Genomic DNA, 19,208 nt, shown 5'->3' on the forward strand with positions numbered 1-19,208 from the left:
CTGGCAACCGTCAATCAGAATGTGGGCGGCGAGCTGGCGCTGACGATTTCACAGACTTGCTGGCCGATATTGCGAAAACGGTGCGGCAGCTTGCTGTCAAAATAGTAAGAGTCGCCCGGTCCCAGGACACGGGTTTCATTATTGACCGTGAGTTCGATCGAGCCGGCGATGATGACACCACCTTCCTGGCCTTCATGCGTCAGCATGTCCGGCCCGGTGTCGGCACCCGGTTCGTAATGTTCTTTCAGAATGGCAATGTCACGCCGTTCGTGCGCAGTGCCAACCAGCAGCAGCTTGATTTGATCATTGCCCAGATTGGGCAGCTCCTTGGCCTGATAAAACACGCGTGGCTGTTGCGGCTCTACATCAAAAGTGAAGAATTCGGCCAAGGTCATGGGCATGCCCTCCAGCACTTTCTTCAAGGAGCTGATCGACGGGCTGACGCGATTCTGCTCGATCAGCGAGATCGTGCCGTTTGTGACGCCTGCCCGCTTGGCAAGTTCGCGTTGCGAGAGTCCGAAGCGCTCTCTGACCACTCTCAATCGTGCTCCAACATCCATCTGGCGGTTTCCATCTATGTTAATAATTTTAGACGTTCCATCATAGGGTTTTTGATCGTATCCTGCATCTGTTGTTGCGTCGCAAAATCAAATTATTTTGCAAGTTTTCGAGTTTATAGCCAGAATCGACCACAGGAATCAAGTGCGCTGTGGATTTTTTTAAACAAGCGCAACGGTATATTTGATCAAACCTTGGCTTGATGCAAGAACCATGGCATGCTGTTTCGTGCTGGTATTCTGCACAGCGACAGCATACTTTCCACTGCGTAGTTGTTTTGTCCCTTGCCTGGCAATGGCGAGACTGGCTGGGCAGTTGCGGTAGCAGGGCGCAGAATATGTCATGCCAATGAAGGCCCCCGGCCGGTGTTGCCGGGTTTGCGCCGGCCAGTCCCGCCCGGTCGGCGCACCAGCGCAGTGAAGTTGCAACTGTCGGCGCTCGCAGTAGCGAACGCCTCAATCGAGTTAACGAGGTCCTTATGCAGCAACCGATCATCGGCATTCCGTGTGATGTGAAACTGGTAAGCGGTCTGCCATTTCACGCGGTTGGCGAGAAGTACATTGCCGCTGCCGCAGGTGGCGTGGGCGGTATTCCGGTGCTGATCCCGTCGCTGGGTGATGCAGCGCCGCTGCGCGAATATCTCAAATTGGTGGACGGCGTACTGCTGCCAGGTTCGCTGTCCAATGTAGAGCCACATCGTTATGGCGGAGAAGCCAGCCGCCAGGGAACACTTCATGATCCGGCGCGTGACGCAACCACGCTGCCGTTCATCGACCTTCTTCTGCAAGAAGGCATCCCGCTTCTGGGTATTTGCCGCGGTTTCCAGGAAATCAATGTTGCACTGGGCGGCGAACTCTTCCAGCACGTACAGGAAGAGCCAGGTTTCCGCGATCATCGCGAGCCGGATACTCAGAATCTGGATGAGATGTATGGTCTGGCTCACGCCTTGCACCTGCAACCGGACAGCTTGCTCAAGAGCTGGCTGGGGCAGGATGAAGTCAAGGTGAACTCGCTGCACCAGCAAGGTATCAAACGTCTGGCCGACCGCCTGATTGCGGAAGGTGTGGCGGATGACGGGCTGGTGGAGGCATACCGGGTCCGCGATGCCAAGGGCTTTGCCTATGGCGCGCAGTGGCATCCGGAATGGAAATACTGGGAAAACCCGGTGTCCATGGCCATTTTCAACGCGTTCGGTGACGCTTGCCGCGCGCGTCGTGCCAGCCGCCAGGGCTGAGACGCACGTCATCCAGAGCCGGTTTACCGGCCACTATGGAAGTAGAGGAAAACATGAATCAAATCAATGATTGGCTGCGAGAACATCGCATCACGGAAGTCGAGTGCATCGTACCGGACATGACCGGCGTGGCACGCGGCAAGATTGTTCCCAAGGATAAATTTGTCTCCGACCCGGAAATGCGTCTTCCGGAAGCGGTGCTGATCCAGACTGTGACCGGCGACTATCCGGACGACAGCATGCTGGACCTGACCGATCCGGACATGGTGCTGACACCGGATCCCAACTCCCTGCGCTTTGTGCCATGGGCTGTGGACCCGACCGCCCAACTGATTTACGACTGCTACCGCGCCGATGGCTCGCTGGTGGACGTGGCACCGCGCAGCGTGCTCAAGCGCGTGCTGGGCCTGTTTGACGAACTGGGCTTCGAGCCGGTGCTGGCACCGGAAATGGAGTTCTACCTGATGTCGCCGAACCCGGATCCGGACATTCCGCTGTCCGCCCCGATCGGCCGTACCGGTCGTGCCGAATTCGGCCGCCGTTCCTATTCGATTGATGCGGTGAACGAATTCGATCCGCTGTTCGAAGACATCTACGACTACTGCCATGCGCAGAATCTGGAAGTGGACACGCTGATTCACGAAATCGGCACCGCCCAGATGGAAATCAACTTCCTGCATGGCAATCCGCTGGATCTGGCCGACCAGGTATTCCTGTTCAAGCGTACCGTGCGCGAAGCGGCATTCCGCCACAATATGTACGCCACCTTCATGGCCAAGCCGATGGAGAACGAGCCGGGCTCCGCCATGCACATGCACCAGAGCCTGATCGACAAGAACACCGGCAAGAACGTGTTCACCAATGAAGATGGCAGCCCGTCCGACATCTTCTTCCACTTCATTGGCGGCATGCAGCACTACATTCCGGAAGTGATGCCGTTCTTTGCGCCGTACGTAAACTCCTTCCGTCGTCTGAGCCCGTATACCGCGGCACCGACCAATGTGGAGTGGGGCTACGACAACCGTACCGTCGGTCTGCGCGTGCCGCATTCTTCCCCGGCCGCCCGCCGCGTGGAAAACCGCGTGCCTGGCGTGGACGTGAACCCGTACATCGCCATGGCGGCCACCCTGGCTTGTGGCTATCTGGGCATCGTCAACAAGATCAAGCCGCGCGAGCCGATGTCCACCGATGCTTACGAGCTGCCTTTCCAGTTCCCGCACGGTGCGGAAGAGTCGCTCAAGCGTCTGGCTGCCTGCCCGGATATTCCGGAAGTCATGGGTCCGCACTTTGTGAAGATGTACCTGGGCATGAAGGAGAAGGAATTCTCCGAATACTTCCGCGTCATCAGCCCGTGGGAGCGCAAGTTCCTGCTGCTGCACGTATAAGAAGAAGCTTCAGGTGAGTGCTGCCGGTCAGCGATGATCGGCAGCCGACGTTCGGGGTGCCGGATGTCAGGGTAGTGACAGTTGCAAGGGATGGCTTGATTCCGCCGCCCGCACCGCCGGGTTTGGTGTGGAAAGCGTCCTGTTGCAGCCTGAGGCTGGCCGATTCCGGTCAGCCCAACAATAAGCCCCCAGAGGGCTGGAGAGATAGTAGAGAGGAAGCTTTTATGCAGAACCAACGTACTACGACCGAATGGCGCGAACTGGATGCAGCACACCATCTGCACCCGTTTACTGACACCAACTCGCTCAACCAGCAGGGTGCGCGTGTCATCACCAAGGCAGAAGGTATCTACCTGTACGACTCCGAAGGGAACAAGATTCTCGACGGCATGGCGGGCCTGTGGTGTGTCAATATCGGTTATGGCCGCAAGGATCTGCCGGAAGTAGCCAAGCAACAGATGGAACAGCTGGCTTACTACAACACCTTCTTCAAGACCACGCATCCGGCGGTGGTGGAGCTGTCCCACCTGCTGTCCGAAGTGGCACCGGAAGGTTTCAAGCACGTTTTCTATACCAACTCCGGCTCTGAATCCGTCGACACCATGATTCGCATGGTGCGTCGCTACTGGGATGTGAAGGGCAAGAAGGACAAGAAAACCCTGATTGGCCGCTGGAACGGTTATCACGGCTCCACCATCGGTGGCGCCAGCCTGGGCGGCATGACTTATATGCACGAACAGGGCGACCTGCCGATTCCGGGCATCGTCCATGTGGAACAGCCGTGGTGGTACAAGCACGGCAAGGACATGACGCCGGAAGAATTCGGCCTGGCTGCTGCCAAGTGGGTGGAAGACAAGATTCTGGAAGTGGGTGCCGACAAGGTGGCCGCTTTTGTGGGTGAGCCCATCCAGGGCGCGGGTGGCGTGATTGTGCCGCCGTCCACCTACTGGCCGGAAATCCAGCGTATCTGTCAGAAATACGACATCCTGCTGGTGGCCGATGAAGTCATCTGTGGCTTTGGTCGCACTGGTGAATGGTTTGGCCAGCAGGTATTCGGCTTCAAGCCGGACATCTTTACTACCGCCAAGGGCCTGTCCTCCGGCTATCAGCCGATTGGCGCGGTATTCGTCAACGACAAGGTTGCCACCACCCTGGCCGCAGGCGGTGATTTCAATCACGGCTTTACCTACTCCGGTCACCCGGTGGCTGCTGCCGTGGCGCACGCCAATGTCAAGGCGCTGCGTGACGAAGGCATAGTCGATCGCGTCAAGAACGACACCGGCCCCTACATGCAAAAACGCTGGCGCGAGGTGTTCAGCCAGTTCGAGCATGTGGACGACGTCCGCGGCGTGGGCCTGATCCAGGCGTTTACCCTGGTGAAGAACAAGGCCACGCGTGAGCTGTTCCCGGATTTTGGCGAAATCGGCACCATGTGCCGCGATATCTTCTTCAAGAACAATCTGATCATGCGCGCCTGCGGCGACCATATCGTGTCGGCTCCGCCGCTGGTGATCAGCAAGGAAGAAATCGACCAGATGCTGGAAACCGCCGCCAAATGCATGGTGGAGTTCGAGAAACAACTGAAAGAACGCGGCCTGGTGTGACGGGCTGATGGCTTGAGCCATGACGGGCTGCCCCTGCGGGTAGCCCGTTTTTCATGTTGGCCGTGTCATGCCCGACTTGCCTGCCGGCAAGGCTGGCAGCTACAAAAGATAAACGCAGGCGCGCTGCAAGCGAGGCATGCCATGCTATTATTCGTGCTGTCATTGCCTTGTCAGGGGGTTGCTACGGCTGCTCTGGGGCCTGCAAGAAAGCATGTGACGTTGATGCCTGATGTCCGTTATGGTCTTGGCGGGGATGCCGGATTCAGCAACCAGTAACGGACAATCGAGTCGCGATAATCACAATTACAGGATCAAGCTAATGTTTGTCGGAATCGGCTATCTCATCATCCTTGGCTCCGTGCTGGGGGGCTTTGTTGCTGCCGGGGGCCATCTGGGCGCGCTGATGCAGCCGCTGGAAGTGGTCATGATTGCCGGTGCGGCCATTGGTGCCTTTGTGGTGGCCAACGGTGGTGCGCCGCTGAAGGCCACCACCAAGGCACTGCCTACCGTGTTCAAGGGCAGTCCTTACAACAAGGCTTTCTACATGGAGCTGTTCACCTTGCTGTTTGAAATTCTGTCCAAGGTGCGCAAGGAAGGCCTGATGTCGGTCGAAGCCGATGTGGAAAACCCCGAGGCCAGCCCGGTATTCTCCAAATATCCTGCGGTATTGCACGATCACCATGTGGTGGAGTTCATCTGCGACTACCTGCGGCTGATGGTGGGTGGCAACCTCAATGCCTTTGAGATCGAAAACCTGATGGATGTGGAAATCGAGACCCACCATCATGAAGGCGAAGTCCCGGTCAATGCCGTGAAGGGCCTGGCCGACGGTCTGCCGGCCTTCGGTATTGTGGCGGCGGTGATGGGGGTGGTACACACCATGGAATCGGTGGGCGCACCGCCATCCGAGCTGGGCATGCTGATTGCTCACGCACTGGTGGGTACTTTCCTTGGTATTCTGCTGGCCTACGGTTTTGTCGGTCCGCTGGCTACCATTCTGGAACACAAGCTGGGCGACGGCACCCGTGTCTATCAGACCATCAAGGTGACCTTGCTGGCCAGCCTCAACGGCTATGCCCCGCAGGTGGCCGTTGAATTTGGTCGCAAGGTGCTGACTTCGACGGATCGTCCTTCCTTCAAGGAACTGGAAGACCACGTCAAGCAGGCCAAGAAATAAGCGAGGCAGGGTTGGATCATGGCTGACGAATCGCAACGCCCCATTATTGTCAAACGCATCAAGAAAGGCGGGCATGGCCATCATGGCGGTGCCTGGAAGATTGCCTATGCCGACTTCGTGACGGCAATGATGGCCTTCTTCCTGCTGATGTGGCTGTTGGGCTCCGCCTCGCAGGGGACGCTGAACGGGATTGCCGAATACTTCAAGACGCCACTCAAGGTGGCCATGTCCGGCGGCGATGGTGCTGGTGATGCCACTTCGGTGGTGAAGGGCGGCGGCAACGACCTCACCAAGAAAGCCGGCCAGGTCAACAAGAGCAGCAAGGAACAAGAACGCAAGGTACTGGAAAAGCAGGCGCTGGATAATCTGCAGCAGAAAATCCAGTCCAGCGTCGAACAAAGCCAGGTGCTGAAGGACTACAAGAACCAGATGAAGCTGGAAATGACGCCGGAAGGGCTGAAAATCCAGATTGTCGACGAGCAGAACCGTCCCATGTTTGACTCCGGCAGCTCACGCATGCTGCCGCACACCCGCGTCTTGCTGCAGCAATTGGCGCAGCAGCTCAACCAGTTGCCCAACCGTATCAGCATCTCCGGTCATACCGACGCCACACCGTTTGGTAATGGGCAAAACGGTTACAGCAACTGGGAGTTGTCGGCTGATCGTGCCAATACCGCCCGCCGCGAACTGATCGCAGGTGGCCTGCAAGATGACAAGGTGATGCGCGTGGTTGGCGTGGCGGCAGCCAACCCGCTGATCAAGAGTAATGTGTTCAGCCCGGAAAACCGCCGTATCACCATTGTGGTCCTCAACAAGGATGCCGAGCAGGCCATCCAGAACGATGGCGTGAAGCCAACTCTCAGTCAGGAGCCGATCGGACCTATCGGTCCGGCTGAAAGCCCGTCCGCCAAGAGCGAATAAACCGGCATGCGCGCATCCCTGCTGCGACATCTGCTGCTTCAGCTACTGGCGGCCATGCTGGCATGGTTTTTTATTGCGCCGGCGGTACAGCCGCAGGCTTGGGCCATCTTGCAGGGGTTGTTTGCCGTTTTGCTGACTTATGTATGGCGGATGCCGGGCTGGCAAAAGTTTGTGCATGGCCTGTTTGTGCCTGCGGTAGTGGTGTTGCAGCAGTTGGCGCTACCCGGCTGGGTGTATCTGCTGGGTTTGCTGCTGACTTTTGCTCTGGGCAGAAATGCCCTGACCGAGCGCGTGCCGCTCTACCGTTCCGCGCAGGAGGTTGCCGACAGGCTGGCCGCTTATCTGCCGCAGGGCGCACGTGTGCTGGAGGCCGGTTGTGGCGATGGCCGGCTGGCCATGCAATTGGCGGCGCTGCGGCCGGATCTGCACATTCTCGGCCTGGAAAATGCCTGGGGTAGCTGCTTGCTGGCCTGGTTGCGCTGGTATTTTTCCGGTCGCCCGGTGCAGGTGCGCTTTGGCTGTCGCAGTTTCTGGCATGAGCACTGGGGCCAGCATGATGCGGTATATGCCTTTTTGTCGCCGGCTCCCATGCCGCGCGTCTGGCACAAATTTCTGACCGAAGGTGCTGCGGCCAGTGTGCTGGTCAGCAATACCTTCACGGTTCCCGATGTCCAACCTGATAGCCGGATTCCGCTTGGCGGTCCGCTGCAGAAAGAATTGCTGATCTGGTGCCACCCTCATGGATCTCGCTAACTGGTTTCAGTCCATCTCCGAGCGGCGCTGGCCGATTCTCCCGTCCACACTGAATGGGGTGAAGGATGCCTGCGCACGTCACAACGACCTGATCAGCTTTACCGATCTGGCCAATCTTTGTCTGTCCGATCCGCTGCTGCTGTTTGACCTGCTGCGGGTGGTGGGTGGTTCGCGTGCCTTGCAGCGCAATGAATCGGTTCCCTCGGTTGAGCAGACCCTGATGCTGATGGGGCTGGAGGCGGTGGTGGCACGTTTTGGCAAGCTCTCCGCCATGCATGTGATTCCGGACAAGCTGGATGCCGAGGTGGTGGAAGCGGTAGAGGATTGGCTGGGCCGCAGCCGGGTTGCCGCGCTGATCATCAAGGAATGGCTTTCCATTGCGGGTGAGCACAAGGTGGAAGACTGCTTTGTCGCGGCGCTCATCTACAATCTGCCAGCCTGCCTGTACCTGATCTATCGCAACCAGTTGCCGGACAAGCCCTTGTTGCAAGAGGTTGCCGATCATTTCGGCAGCGATTATTCCAAGCTGCTGGAGCAGTTTGTCCGTGCCATTCCCTTGCCCGCCGGTTTGCTTACCTTGCTGGGTGGTGGCGCACCCACCAAGCGCAAGCAATTGCTCAAGCTGGCCATGGCCACCGCCAATTCCTTGGAGCAGGGCTGGTGGCGAGCACCATGGAATGTCGGACTGGATGTGGCGGCCAAGTTGATCGGTGCCACTTCGCAGCAGGTGTATCTGGGGGTGGTGCAGGCCTGCCTCACCGTAGCCCGCCAGCCCCGCGCCCCGGCCTATACCTATCCGGCCCGTGCCATCCTGTTCATCGAAGGGGAATACAAACGGCCGCAGATGAAGAAGGCGGTCAGCCTGGCAACGCCGGACCAGTTGGAGCAAGGCATCCGCGAATCCATCCGCCACCTGTCCAATGACCTCAAATACGAGCGTGTGCTGTATTACCGCTACGATCACGACAGCCACAGCCTGCGTCTGAAATACCAGGTAGGGCTGGCAGAGGGGCATGCGCTGCGCAAGCTGGTGCTGGAGCTGGAACCCGGCACTTTCTTTGCCCTGCTCACCAGCAAGGCGCAAAGCTTCCATGCACCGGAAAGCGTGCGCAATCAACTGGTACGCAAGTACGAGGATGACTTTTTCGAACACATCGGTGATAGCGAGTTTGCTGTCATGAGCCTTTACCTTGGTCATCGTCTGGCCGGGGTGTTCTATGTGGATAATGGCCGCAGCGGGCGGGCTATCGACGACACGAGCTATCACCGTTTCAAGGAACTGGTGGCCAGGCTGACGCCGCACCATTGATGCATGTTGTACACCGTTAAAACCATAAGTTCTCCGCATAACGAAGAAATCAAGCAACTGGCGCGGCTGGTGCAAAACAGCCGCGAACGGCGCAAGCAGGGCCTGATGGTGCTGGAAGGGATTCACCTGGCCGAGGCCTGTCTGGCCACGCCGCAGCCACCACACCGGCTGTACCTGAATGAAGCGGCCAGCCAGCACGCAGAAGTGCAGGCCCTGCTGGCGCGGCTGCCGGCCAGCGTGACGCTGATCATGCTGCCGGAATCCATCATGGCCAAGGTGAGCGCCCTGACCACACCGCCTGAGCTGCTGGCGCTATGTGAGCGCCCTCAACCGCCGTTACCGGCAGCGGATGCGTCACGGGTGGTGCTGGAAGACATTCAGGATCCGGGCAATCTGGGCACCATCCTGCGCTGTGCTGCCGCCTCCGGAGTGCGCGACGTGCTGCTGTCCAAGGGCTGTGTCGATGTCTACTCGCCCAAGGTGCTGCGTGCCGGCATGGGTGCCCATTTTGTCCTGCACATTCACGAGCAGGTTGATCTGCAAGCTGCGCTGGCTGATTTTACTGGTCGCACCCTGGTTACCTATCTGGAAGGGAGCTGTTCGCTGTATAGCCAGGATCTTACCGGGCCAGTCGCACTGGTGTTCGGCAATGAAGGCGCGGGTGTCAGCCAGGACTTGCTGGCACTGGCCGATGCCAGGGTACGCATTCCCATGCCGGGGCATGCCGAATCCCTTAATGTGGCGATGGCCGCCACAGTCTGCCTGTTCGAGCGGGTAAGGCAGTTGGAAGCGCGGGCAGCATGTTGAGCGGCCGGCTATTACTGTGCGGCTTGCTCGCCGCGCTGGCGCTGCCAGTTTCTGCCGCCGAGGTGCGGTCGGTTGCCGTGGATATCGGCCACTCGCTGCAGGCATCCGGAGCCCGCAGTGCCAGTGGACAGACCGAGTTCAGCTTCAATCGCCGAGCCGGGCTGCTGTTGGCCCAGCAACTGCGTGAACGCGGGCTGGAGGTGAGTGTGATCGGGGCTGAGGGCAATATCACACAACTGAGCGAGCGTAGCCGGCTGGCGCAAGGCCGGCAGTTATTGCTGTCGGTGCATCATGATTCGGTGCAGCCGCAATATTTGCCGGAAGCCAGGCGTTTTCATGGCTATTCGCTGTTTGTGTCGCGCAAGAACCCGTTTGCCGAACTCAGCCTGGCCTGCGCCCGCCAGATCGCCCTGTCCTTGCAAGAGGCGGGCGAACGACCCACCTTGCACCATGCCGAGCCGATTGCCGGCGAAAACCGCCCGCTGGCTGATGCTGCACTGGGTATTTACTGGTTTGATGATCTGGTGGTGCTGAAGACGGCCACCCAGCCTGCGGTGCTGATCGAGCATGGGGTGATTGTGAACGCGGCGGAAGAGGAGAGGCTGTCCCAGCCTGCGGTGACTGCCGGGCTGGCGCGTGCCATTGCTGCCGGTGCCGCCCGTTGTCAGGCGGCCGTCCGGCAGTAATAGTCCTGCGCTGCTGGGGGCGGTTTATTGCAGCTTGCTGTTCATGCAGCCTGCACTCTTGCACTCGCGCTTGCGATCATTGATGAATTGCAGACGGTCGATGGTGGTGCGGGTGGCGCAATCCAGATTGACAAAGAAGCCACGCGAATCGCTGTAGCTGCAGTCGGCATTGCGCTGGCGAATCCACTCCAACTGGCTGCTTTTCAGTTGCTTCCTGCCGTTGGCATCCAGCATTTTGGCCAATTCGCCATAGCTCTCGTTCAGGTCTTTGTCTGCCTGGCTGTACACCTTGTTCAGACAGTACAGGCCGTCAAAATCGTTCTTGGGTTTGTCACAAGCCGAGTTGGCCAGTGCGCTGGTGCTCAATGCCAGCAGAATCAGGCTGAGGCAGGTTTTCATAGGGGTTCTCCTGGGCTGGGAATGTGCGCAGTTTAGCACATTGGCATCGTTATGCCGCGGAGGATGGCAAGGCTTGCCGGGCGCGGGTGATGGCGGCAACGCGGGCGGCTTCTACCTGGGCGGGTATCTGGCGCGGGTCGTCACAATTGCGGGCAATGGCTCCGGCGTCCACCTCCAACGCGGCGCGCAGCATCTCTTCCATCCACTCCACTTGCGGATAGGCGCAGTCTTCAAAATGCAGGCGGCCACGGGCGTCGGTCAGTACGGCGCACAGCATCTGGCGGAAGCGATCCGGGCGGCGCAGCGCGTCGCAGTCTTTGAACAAGCGCAAGATGGTGGCCGGCTTCATCTGGGCGGTGCCGTGAATCTTGGTGTGGTTGAGCACGGTGATGCGCGCCAGATCACGGCATTCCGCCGGCACGCGCAGCCGTTCGCACAATGCCAGCAAGGGTTTTTCACCGTGGTGTTCATGGCCGATATGGCGCGGCAGCACATCGGCAGGTGTCAGCGCCTTGCCCAGGTCGTGGGTCAGGGCGGCAAACCGTACCGCCAATGGCTGCTGCATGCTGGCTGCCATGTCGATGACGCGCATCACATGATCGCCGGTGTCGATTTCCGGGTGGTAATCCGCCCGTTGCGGCACGCCGAACAAGGCATCGATTTCCGGCAGGATGCGTTGCAAGGCACCACACTCACGCAATACCAGAAAGAAGCGCGATGGATTGTCCTCCATCAGTGCCTTGGCCATTTCCTGCCACACCCGCTCGGCTACCAGGGCGTCCACCTCGCCGGCAGCCACCATGTTCTGCATCAATTGCATGGTTTGCGGCGCAACGCTGAAGCCGAAGCGGGCGGCGAAGCGCGCCAGGCGCAGGATGCGCACCGGGTCTTCGGCAAAAGCCGGGCTGACATGGCGCAGTATGCCGGCGCGCAGGTCTTGCTGGCCGTGATAAGGGTCAATCACCCGACCCTGTTCATCCTCGGCAATGGCATTGATGGTGAGGTCGCGCCGCGCCAGATCTTGCTCCAGCGTGACGCTTTCATCGGCATGAAAGGCAAAGCCGTGATAACCCTTGCCGGTTTTGCGCTCGGTGCGTGCCAGTGCGTATTCTTCGTGACTGCGCGGGTGCAGGAATACCGGGAAATCCTTGCCCACCGGTTTGTAGCCCTGCTTGAGCATGGCTTCCACGCTGGCACCCACCACCACCCAGTCCCTGTCCTTGACCGGCAGGCCCAGCAAGCGGTCACGCACCGCACCACCAACCAGGTAGATTTGCATCAGCGTGCTGCTTCCCGGCGATAAGCCGACAAAACCAGATTGAATTCGTCCTGCCCCAGATACTGCGGTGCCACTACTTCCAGTGGCGTGGGGCTGAAGCCCAGCAAGTCGCTGGGGAAGGGATGGGGGCTGATATTGTCGATGGCGAGCGAACGGACATTGTCACGGCTCATCAGGGTGGGGCCGGGCAGCAGCTCCATCAGGCCGGCTTGCAGCATGGCCAGGTTTTGCGGCAGGGCGATTAGCGGACGCTGCGTACCGCGCAGTCGGCCAACATAGGTCACCAGTTCGGCCAGGCTATAGCTGCGGGGGCCAGTCAGATCCAGGCTTTGGCCTATGCTCTCCGGCTTGCTCAGGCAGGCAAGCACCGCCCGCGCCAGGTCATCTGCCCAGATCGGGGCAAAGCGGGTGTGGGCTCCGGCCAAGGGCAGGAAGGGTAGCTTGTCGAGCAGGCCGGCAAACAGGGTAAGGAAGCTGTCGCCGCGTCCGAAGACAACCGAAGGACGCAGGATGGTCCAGTCCAGTGCGCTGTCGCGCAAATGCTGTTCGGCAATGCCCTTGGTCTGCTGGTAGTCGCTGGGGCCGTGCGGGTTCGCCCCCAGCGCGCTGATGTGTACGATGCGGCGGATGCCCTGCTTGTGGCAACTGTCGATGATCTTGTCCAGCAGTTCCACATGCGCCCGCTCAAAGTCCTTGCGCGAACCGTGCAGGATGCCGACCATGCTGATCACGGCATCGTGGCCGGCCAGCAATTGCTGCAGGGCCAGCGGGTGGTGAACATTGGTGGAAACCACTTCGGTTTTGGGCAGTACGATGAGTGCTGCCTTGTGACGGTCGCGATTGCGCGTGGCAATGGTGAGTTCGGCTTCCTGTTCTGCCAGGCGTTCTGCAATATAACTGCCGATGAAGCCACTGCCACCAATAAGACAAATGCGCTGCTCATGCATTGCTCTCTCCTGTGCTGCAAAGTGGGCTAACGGGCCGGAATGGTGCCCATACGGGTTTTCAGCGAAATATTGTCGTGACCAAAGGTACTGGCATAGTAGGCCGCATTGGCCATCACCTTTTGAACATAGTCGCGCGTTTCGCTAAATGGAATGGTTTCGGCATAAATGGTGCCATCCAGCGGGCGGCTATCCTGCCAGGCGCGGGCGCGTGCCGGGCCGGCATTATACGCTGCGGTGGCCATTACCTCGTTGCCGGACAGGCTGTCGCGCACATAACGCAGATACCACGTCCCGAGCTGGACATTGGTTTCAATATCGGTGACCGAATAATTGCCCAGCCCCATCTTTTTGGCCACCCACTTGGCGGTGGCTGGCATCAGCTGCATCAGGCCGGATGCCCCCACGCCGGATCGGGCCGCGGTAATGAAGCGGCTTTCCTGGCGGATCAAGCCGTAGACCCAGGCATCATCCACATTCAACTGGCGGGCGTAGCGCTGGGTGACATCCCGGTAAGGCGTCAGGTAGCGCAGGGAATAGTCGTGGTCTTCCTTGGTGCGTTCGGCGCTGTAAATGGCCATGTCGTAAAAGGCCTCACGGCGACCGATTTCGGCGGCAGCCAGCAGCTCCATATCATTGCGACCGCGCATGGCCCAGCGCCATTCCCGCTGTGCATCACTGCGCAGTTCGGCCCGGCCCTCGCTATTGCTGATGTCCAGCAAGGCAAGCGCGCGCTGGATGGCCGGATTGGCGCGCATGGCGGCAATATCGGCATTGCTGGGGACGGTTTTGCTGGCCGGCGTGGACAGGGTGTTGCCCAGCTCCTCCAGCGATAGCAGCGCGTAGTAGTGGTGCCCGCTGCTGGCTTTGGCAAACAGGGCAGGGGCCTCACTGCCGCGGCCCAGTTGCTTCAGGCTGCGGGCGCGCCAATATTGCCATGCCGGTTTGTTGGCCACCGCCATCGGCATATTGCGGGTGATCTGTTCCAGAGCGGCCCATTGCTCGCCGCGCAGCGCGGCACGTGCCCACCACTCCCATTGTTCGCTGGTCAGTTGCTGGGGATCCGCCTTGGCATACCATTGCAGTGCCTGTCCCATGATTTGTTTGCGTGCCGATAACAGCGCGAGCTGGCCCCAGGCAAACGCGCTGCGGTCCTTGCTCAAGGACGCTTCAATTGCGCTCAGGCGGGCGGCGGCACCGCTGATGTCACTTCTGGCCTTGCTGACAATGCCGTAGACGATGGCTTCCTGGCCGCCCGGCGTGGTCGGGCTGGCGCTGGCCGGATTATTCAGGCTGGCATTGTCCAGCGGCAGATTGGTGGCATCGGCCAGTTGGCGTGCTTGCGAGACGAAATTGCCTGCCAGCAGCAGACGTTCCCGGCGCCACAGCCAGTCCTGCGACAGCATGCCCTGGGCTGCGGCTGCCGTGATCAGCTGGTTACAGCCATCCGGAGCGGCACGCATGTCCAAAAAACGGTTGAGATCGTCTGGTTTGCGGCCCTGGCGGACATCCAGCAACTGCCCGTAGCAGATGGATTCCTCATCCCGCGCTTCTGCAGGCAGTTTCTTCCATTCGGCGGTAAAGCTGCCCCAGTCTTCGCGTTTGCCCAGTTTTTTCAGCCATTCGTTACGAATTTTCTCCGGCATCCAGCCTTCGCGCACACTGTTGAGAAAACCGACGATCTGCCTGTCATTGTCTTTGTCCAGCGCCTTCAGGGTCAGCCAATAAGCTGGATAGTCCTTGAGCGGATAATTGTCCGGCATATCGCTGACGATGGCGCTGAGCTTGCTCAGATTGTTACTGCGGTAAGCATCGCGGGCGGCGATCAATTCATCATTGCTGTTGGCCATGGCATGCCACGAGCTTGCCAAGGTGCAGATCAGTGTCAGGGTTTGCAGTGTGCTGAACGGGCGGGTCATGTAAACGGATCTTCTCTTCGATGGTCGGTCAGTCTCAGTCTCGCCGTGTCAGATAACGAATGGCATCCAGTGGCGTAAGAGCGTGACCGGCTGATTATACCTGCTTCTGCCGCCTCACCGATGCTGAATGTGCCACTGCCTGGCTGGTCAGCGTTGCCTGTGAATGACAAATTCCAAGAAGTTTCTGATTTATTGCCGCATGGCCGGGAGCTAAATTAGTAGTTTTGAAATTAGCTCGGCTTGCCTAGTTGCGGCCGGTTTCTTTTTTGTCTTTTCATTTGGACTAACAGAATAAAAGTGTTGTTGCCTACTGCCTTGGCCCTTGACTTTTTTTGGCTGGTTTTGATCGCAATGAGGTTTGGAGGTGGGTATGCCCAATAATAATTACCTGCGATATACGGCATTTCATTATGTGCAATTGTTGCTGGCAAATATGCCGCTTATTTATGTGCACTTTCTGGCTTTTTTTGTTGTGTGGTCAGTTTGTCGTTATCTTTTTTTGGATGGGTTGCTTTTTTTTCGGCATCGTGTGGGTGTTAAATGGTTTTATTTTTACATTTTTGTCTTGCTGGCGTTGATGGTGTTGGTAAGCCTTTTTATTTCTATTTCGTTTTATCAGGATAGAATTCTGTTTATGCGGAATGATTTTATTTTTCTGGCTGGTGTTCTGTTGGTGCCGGTGCGTGCAGTTTTTATTTTGATATTGGCTTTGCTGTGTAGTGCTGTCAAGCTGGGAGAGTTGCAGTTGGATGTGCCATTTTTTCAGCGGTTTATTGATATGTTGATTTATGGCTTGGTTGGTGTGCTTGTGCGCAAATCGTTGAATGTTGATTTGCAAAATATGGTGTGGAGTGATTTTTGGTTTATTGCTGTTAATAAATTATTGGCCAGTGTCTGCTCTGCCGGCGTCTTTGCTATTTTCTTTTCAGATACCTGGAATCTGTTTTTTGATGTTTTGGTGTTGAGAGTGCTTGGCTGGCCAGTGGTGTCGTTGCCATTGCTGGTTGGCTTTATTTATTGCGTACAAATGGATTGGCGGGAATATCGTCAGCAGATACCTGTGTGAGGCTTGCGTCATCAGTATGGTGTTGTAGGGGTATTGTTTGGTTTAAATGCTTGGGTTGATTGCTGTTGTATTTATCGGCTGGTGTTGTGAGATTGCTGCAATATATTTAGATTGATGTTAATTTATTTGTTGGAGGTTGCAATGTATCAGTTGAGCGATTTTTTTATGTTGCTGCAATATCATTTACGCTATGTTTGGGAAGGTTATCCGTATATAGTTTTACTGTTTTTGTTGATGTATGGCTTGTTTTTCTTGTCGAAAAGTGGATTTCTGGATGCTGTCTTTTCTATATTTTCACCAGATTTCTTTTGTCGGCAATATACGTTTTGTATGTTGTTTTTAATGACTTTTCTAGTGGTGTCGGTGGGGATATTTTGTCTTGTCTTTAGTCGTTTTGTATTTTACATGGGTAATGATTTTGTTTATTTGGCGGGTATTTTGGTGGGTTTTCGCAAGGGGATTCTGGTTTTGCTGTTGGGGTATTTTTATATGATCTCTATGCAGCATTTTGAACCAGGGGATATTTTTTGGACATTGTATATGTTTATGGATTCTGCATTTTATTTTGTAGCAGGATTGTTTTTTTCGACCATGCTTTACGCTAAGCTGGAAAATTTTACTGGCAGTGAAATTTTTTTCATTTGCCTGAATAAAATTATTGTGTCTATGGTATCGGCCACCTGTTGGTTTTTCTTGATGGGTGATTCATGGTTTGCAGGTTTTAATATCTTGTTGTTCCGCTTGGTGGCTTGGCCAATGGCAACCCTGCCCTTGATGGCAGTATTTCTGTGGCAGTTACGGCAAAGTGTACGCAACCGGCCAAAACGACAGTGTGTATACCCAACATGAAAAACCCCGCTTTGGCGGGGTTGCTGGGCAGGGTGGGGTAAGTGATTGCTTAGGCATCAAGTCCGGCTTGCGCCAGCTCTGCTGCGCGGATGACGGCACGTGCCTTGTTCTGCGTTTCCTGCCATTCGGATTCCGGCACCGAGTCGGCCACGATGCCGGCACCGGATTGCACGTAGAGCGTGTCGTTCTTGATGACTGCGGTGCGGATGGCGATGGCCAGGTCCATGTCTCCGTTAAAGCCCAGGTAGCCGACGGCACCGCCGTAAACGCCGCGCTTGGTCGGTTCGAATTCGTCGATGATTTCCATGGCACGTACCTTGGGGGCACCGGACAGGGTGCCGGCAGGGAAGGTGGCCTTGAGGATGTCGATATTGGACACATCGCCTTTGACGCGACCTTCCACGCTGGAAACGATGTGCATCACGTGGGAATAGCGTTCGATCACCATATTGTCGGTAATGTTGACACTGCCGGTGTTGGCCACGCGGCCGACATCGTTGCGGCCAAGGTCCATCAGCATCACGTGTTCGGCAATTTCCTTGGGGTCGGAGAGCAACTCTTCGGCCAGTGCTTCGTCTTCCTCACGGTTCTTGCCGCGGACGCGGGTGCCGGCAATGGGGCGAACGGTAACGGTTTCCTGCTCGCGGCGCACCAGGATTTCCGGTGACGAGCCTACGATGTGGAAGTCGTCGAAATGGTAGAAGAACATATAGGGTGAGGGGTTCAGGCTGCGCAGCGCGCGGTATAGCGACAGCGGCGAGTCGCTATAGGGCATTTGCATGCGCTGCGCCAGTACCACTTGCATGATGTCGCCATCGACGATGTAGCGCTTGCACTGTTCGACCGCCTGTTTGAATTCTTCCTGGCCATATTCAGAGATGGCTTTGCTGATTTGCGAGGGCAGCGACAGTGGAATTTCCATCGGTTCGCGCAGGCGTGCGCGCAATTGCCCGAGCCGGCTTTCTGCCTTGGCCAGTGCGTTCGGTACCGCCGGATCGGCGTACACAATCAGGTAGAGTTTGCCGGACAGGTTGTCCACTACCGCCAGTTCTTCGGACACCATCAGCAGGATGTCGGGTGTGCCGATAGGGTCGGGCTTTTGCGTGGCGGCCAGGCGCTTTTCCACATAGCGGATGGTGTCGTAGCCAAAGTAGCCCACCAGGCCGCCGGTAAAGCGCGGCAGGCCTTCTACCGGCGGGGCGGTAAAGCGCTGCTGGAAGCTTTCGATAAAGGCCAGCGGGTCGCCTTCGTGTTGCTCAATCACCTTGTCGCCATACTCCACCTGTACCTTGCGCGCATTGACACGCAGCCGCGTGGTGGCGGGCAGGCCGATGAAGGAGTAGCGACCGAAACGCTCTCCACCCACTACCGACTCCAGCAGATAGGAGTAGGGCTGATTGGCCAGCTTGAGATACACGGACAGCGGGGTGTCCAGGTCGGCAAACAATTCCAGCGTGACTGGAATGCGGTTATAGCCGGCGGTGGCCAGCCGGTTGAATTCGTCTTGCGTCATGAGTGAGCTACCTTGAAACCGGATTGAAAGCGAAAGGGATGAACAGGATGTGGCTCAGCGTTGCCATCGCCAACTGGCCGGTGCGGGCAGGAAAGTCATGATGCAGGCTTTATCCATGTGGAATGAAAAATCGAGGCTTTATTTTTTCATCAAATCGTACAGTTCGGCAAGGTTGCCGATGACGAGGTCGGCTTGCAACTGCGTGGCATCGGCATAGCCGTAATTCACCGCAATGGCGGTGGACCCGGCAGCACGGGCCGACAGGATGTCGTTTTCGGAGTCGCCAACCATGGCCAGTTCGCTGGTCTGGATGTCCAGTACATCGCAAACATGCTGCAAGGGCAGGGCGGAAGGTTTTTTCTCGGCCAGGGTGTCGCCGCCGATTACCAGGCTGAAGGCATCGCGCAGATCCAGCTGCTCCAGCAGCGGAACGGCCAGGTATTCCGATTTGTTGGTGATCACCACCACCGGCAGTTGCAAGGCCCGCAGCAGGCCCAGGCCATCGCGCACACCGGGATAAACCCTGGTGTTGTCAGTCAGGTGGGCGTGATAGTAACGCACGAAGAAGTTGAAGCCTTGCTCCCAGATGGCAGCGTCGGCCTGGCCGTGGCGTTCGTCGGTGATGGCGCGGTGGACCAGGCTGGCAATGCCGTCACCGACATGCTCCTGAATGCGCAAGTCGGTGAGGGCGGGCAGGCCCAGATGCTCACGCATGGCGTTGGCCGCAGCGGCCAGGTCGGGAATGGAATCAACCAGGGTGCCATCCAGATCGAAGGCGACGGCTTTGATGTGTTTCAGATTCATG

At 57.6% G+C, this 19,208-nt stretch carries 18 protein-coding genes; 11 read left to right on the forward strand and 7 right to left on the reverse strand.

The window, feature by feature from the left end; translation table 11 throughout:
- Positions 1 to 14: 14 nt before the first annotated feature.
- Entirely contained in the window at positions 15 to 560 is a 546-nt protein-coding gene (locus tag DLM_RS05665) for a cupin domain-containing protein (protein WP_089085348.1), read from the reverse strand.
- Positions 561 to 1,036: 476 nt separating this feature from the next.
- On the opposite strand from DLM_RS05665, the gene DLM_RS05670 reads away from it, so the two are divergent.
- From DLM_RS05670 to DLM_RS05710, 9 genes are all read left to right on the forward strand, one after another.
- A complete protein-coding gene (locus tag DLM_RS05670; RefSeq protein ID WP_089085349.1) occupies positions 1,037 to 1,792 on the forward strand; it encodes a gamma-glutamyl-gamma-aminobutyrate hydrolase family protein in 756 nt (251 codons plus the stop codon).
- 53 nt (positions 1,793 to 1,845) lie between these two features.
- Positions 1,846 to 3,177 (forward strand): glutamine synthetase family protein, encoded by a 1,332-nt coding sequence (locus DLM_RS05675; RefSeq protein ID WP_045848620.1) that lies wholly within the window; start codon positions 1,846 to 1,848, stop codon positions 3,175 to 3,177.
- Between the two features lie 224 nt (positions 3,178 to 3,401).
- Positions 3,402 to 4,781, forward strand: coding sequence for an aspartate aminotransferase family protein (locus DLM_RS05680; protein ID WP_089085350.1), 1,380 nt, complete (start codon positions 3,402 to 3,404; stop codon positions 4,779 to 4,781).
- Positions 4,782 to 5,100: 319 nt separating this feature from the next.
- Positions 5,101 to 5,958 carry a flagellar motor stator protein MotA gene (gene motA, locus DLM_RS05685; RefSeq protein WP_089085351.1) on the forward strand — a complete coding sequence of 286 codons (858 nt, stop codon included), beginning with the start codon at positions 5,101 to 5,103 and terminating at the stop codon, positions 5,956 to 5,958.
- Between the two features lie 18 nt (positions 5,959 to 5,976).
- Entirely contained in the window at positions 5,977 to 6,879 is a 903-nt protein-coding gene (gene motB, locus DLM_RS05690; protein WP_089085352.1) for a flagellar motor protein MotB, read from the forward strand.
- Positions 6,880 to 6,885: 6 nt separating this feature from the next.
- Positions 6,886 to 7,632: a class I SAM-dependent methyltransferase gene (locus DLM_RS05695; protein ID WP_089085353.1), complete on the forward strand. Its 747-nt coding sequence runs from the start codon at positions 6,886 to 6,888 to the stop codon at positions 7,630 to 7,632.
- On the forward strand, positions 7,619 to 8,941 hold the full coding sequence (locus tag DLM_RS05700; RefSeq protein WP_089085354.1) for an HDOD domain-containing protein: 1,323 nt from the start codon (positions 7,619 to 7,621) through the stop codon (positions 8,939 to 8,941). The genes DLM_RS05695 and DLM_RS05700 overlap by 14 nt, the downstream gene beginning before the upstream one ends.
- Before the next feature lie 3 nt (positions 8,942 to 8,944).
- Positions 8,945 to 9,748, forward strand: coding sequence for a TrmH family RNA methyltransferase (locus DLM_RS05705; RefSeq protein WP_089085355.1), 804 nt, complete (start codon positions 8,945 to 8,947; stop codon positions 9,746 to 9,748).
- Entirely contained in the window at positions 9,742 to 10,434 is a 693-nt protein-coding gene (locus DLM_RS05710) for an N-acetylmuramoyl-L-alanine amidase (protein WP_089085356.1), read from the forward strand. Before DLM_RS05705 ends, DLM_RS05710 begins: the two co-directional genes overlap by 7 nt.
- A gap of 24 nt (positions 10,435 to 10,458) precedes the next feature.
- Here the strand turns inward: DLM_RS05710 and DLM_RS05715 are convergent, their stop codons facing one another.
- The 4 genes from DLM_RS05715 to DLM_RS05730 are packed head-to-tail and all read right to left on the reverse strand — an operon-like array spanning position 10,459 to position 14,975.
- Positions 10,459 to 10,833 carry a lysozyme inhibitor LprI family protein gene (locus tag DLM_RS05715; protein ID WP_089085357.1) on the reverse strand — a complete coding sequence of 125 codons (375 nt, stop codon included), beginning with the start codon at positions 10,831 to 10,833 and terminating at the stop codon, positions 10,459 to 10,461.
- 49 nt (positions 10,834 to 10,882) lie between these two features.
- Positions 10,883 to 12,112 carry a multifunctional CCA addition/repair protein gene (locus DLM_RS05720; protein ID WP_089085358.1) on the reverse strand — a complete coding sequence of 410 codons (1,230 nt, stop codon included), beginning with the start codon at positions 12,110 to 12,112 and terminating at the stop codon, positions 10,883 to 10,885.
- Positions 12,112 to 13,059, reverse strand: coding sequence for a complex I NDUFA9 subunit family protein (locus tag DLM_RS05725; RefSeq protein ID WP_089085359.1), 948 nt, complete (start codon positions 13,057 to 13,059; stop codon positions 12,112 to 12,114). Before DLM_RS05725 ends, DLM_RS05720 begins: the two co-directional genes overlap by 1 nt.
- A 26-nt stretch (positions 13,060 to 13,085) precedes the next feature.
- Complete coding sequence (locus tag DLM_RS05730) at positions 13,086 to 14,975, reverse strand: lytic transglycosylase domain-containing protein (RefSeq protein ID WP_089085360.1); 1,890 nt, start codon at positions 14,973 to 14,975, stop codon at positions 13,086 to 13,088.
- Positions 14,976 to 15,345: 370 nt separating this feature from the next.
- Between DLM_RS05730 and DLM_RS05735 the strand changes: the two genes are divergently transcribed.
- Together DLM_RS05735 and DLM_RS05740 are read left to right on the forward strand one after the other, a co-directional pair.
- Positions 15,346 to 16,041 (forward strand): hypothetical protein, encoded by a 696-nt coding sequence (locus DLM_RS05735; RefSeq protein ID WP_089085361.1) that lies wholly within the window; start codon positions 15,346 to 15,348, stop codon positions 16,039 to 16,041.
- Positions 16,042 to 16,182: 141 nt separating this feature from the next.
- Entirely contained in the window at positions 16,183 to 16,890 is a 708-nt protein-coding gene (locus DLM_RS05740; protein ID WP_145985772.1) for a hypothetical protein, read from the forward strand.
- 49 nt (positions 16,891 to 16,939) lie between these two features.
- Here the strand turns inward: DLM_RS05740 and trpE are convergent, their stop codons facing one another.
- Together trpE and DLM_RS05750 are read right to left on the reverse strand one after the other, a co-directional pair.
- Positions 16,940 to 18,403 (reverse strand): anthranilate synthase component I, encoded by a 1,464-nt coding sequence (gene trpE, locus DLM_RS05745; protein ID WP_089085363.1) that lies wholly within the window; start codon positions 18,401 to 18,403, stop codon positions 16,940 to 16,942.
- Between the two features lie 138 nt (positions 18,404 to 18,541).
- Entirely contained in the window at positions 18,542 to 19,207 is a 666-nt protein-coding gene (locus DLM_RS05750) for a phosphoglycolate phosphatase (RefSeq protein WP_089085364.1), read from the reverse strand.
- Position 19,208: the final 1 nt, after the last annotated feature.

Origin of the sequence: Aquitalea magnusonii (assembly GCF_002217795.2) — a bacterium.
GTDB classification, from domain to species: Bacteria; Pseudomonadota; Gammaproteobacteria; order Burkholderiales; family Chromobacteriaceae; genus Aquitalea; species Aquitalea magnusonii_B.